This is a genomic window from Neisseria sp. P0021.S006 (genome assembly GCF_051956895.1).
Genome location: NZ_JBQCWZ010000391.1, coordinates 1 through 1286, shown reverse-complemented (window position 1 = coordinate 1286; position 1286 = coordinate 1). Strand labels below are relative to the sequence as shown.

Genomic DNA, 1286 nt, shown 5'->3' with positions numbered 1-1286 from the left:
GCTGCGTATGAGCGGCATCGCGGTGGGTTTGATTGTCGGTTATATTGTTGCGCTGTTTTTGGGCAAAGTAGATTTTTCTGCCCTGCAAAACTTGCCGCTGATTACCCTGCCTGTTCCGTTTAAATATGGTTTCGCATTTGATTGGCACGCGTTTATCGTTGCCGGTGCGATTTTCTTGTTGAGCGTATTTGAAGCAGTGGGCGACTTGACGGCGACTGCAATGGTCTCCGAGCAGCCGATTGAGGGTGAGGAATACACCAAACGCCTGCGCGGCGGCGTATTGGCAGATGGTTTGGTGTCTGTGATTGCGACTGCGTTGGGCTCTTTGCCTTTGACCACTTTTGCGCAAAATAACGGCGTGATTCAAATGACAGGCGTGGCTTCGCGTCATGTGGGCAAATATATTGCGGCGATTTTGGTATTGTTGGGCTTGTTCCCTGTCATCGGCCGCGCGTTTACCACGATTCCGAGTCCGGTTTTGGGTGGTGCGATGGTGTTGATGTTTGGTCTGATTGCGATTGCCGGTGTGCGGATTTTGGTTAGCCACGGTATTCGCCGTCGTGAAGCGGTCATCGCGGCTACTTCTGTCGGTTTGGGTTTGGGCGTGGCGTTTGAGCCGGAAGTGTTCAAAAACCTGCCGGTATTGTTCCAAAACTCAATTTCCGCAGGCGGTATTATGGCGGTATTGTTGAACTTGGTTTTGCCGGAAGATAAAACCGATAAAGCGGTTAAGGTTGAAACCGACAGTTTGGATCACTAAGCAAGCTTTATTCAAAGGCCGTCTGAAGTTTCAGACGGCCTTTGGTTTTTCGGCTATAATATTGTTTTTATTTGTTATCCGAGTGGTTCGGATAGCTCTACCCGGAAAGGTTTTATATGACGGTTTATTCACTTTTTATCACTTGTCCTCGCGGTTTGGAAGTGCCTTTGACGCAGGAACTCGAAAATATGGTATGTCAGGATATCCGCGCTGTTGACGGCGGTGTGGCATGTAAAGGCACGATGGAGCAGGTGTATCGCATCAACCTGTATTCGCGCGTTGCCAGCCGTGTTTTGCTGCGCTTGACCAAAGGTGGTTATCGCAATGAACACGATATCTACAAATTGGCACGAAATCTCCATTGGACAGGTTGGTTTAAGCTGGAGCAGACCTTTAAAGTCAAAGTCGAAGGCAAGCGCGCTAATGTGAAAAGCTTGGATTTTGTCGGTTTGAAAATCAAAGATGCCGTCTGCGATGCCTTCCGCGATATTTATGATGCGCGTCCGAGCGTGGGTAAAATCAACCC

The 1286-nt window shown here is 49.1% G+C and carries 2 protein-coding genes; both read left to right on the top strand.

The genetic code is table 11. The annotated features are described in order from the left end of the window. On the top strand, positions 1-760 hold a 760-nt coding region (locus tag ACTHUM_RS14405; protein WP_440403213.1), incomplete at its 5' end, for a solute carrier family 23 protein. A gap of 116 nt (positions 761-876) precedes the next feature. Then, on the top strand, positions 877-1286 hold a 410-nt coding region (locus tag ACTHUM_RS14400), incomplete at its 3' end, for a THUMP domain-containing protein (RefSeq protein ID WP_440403212.1).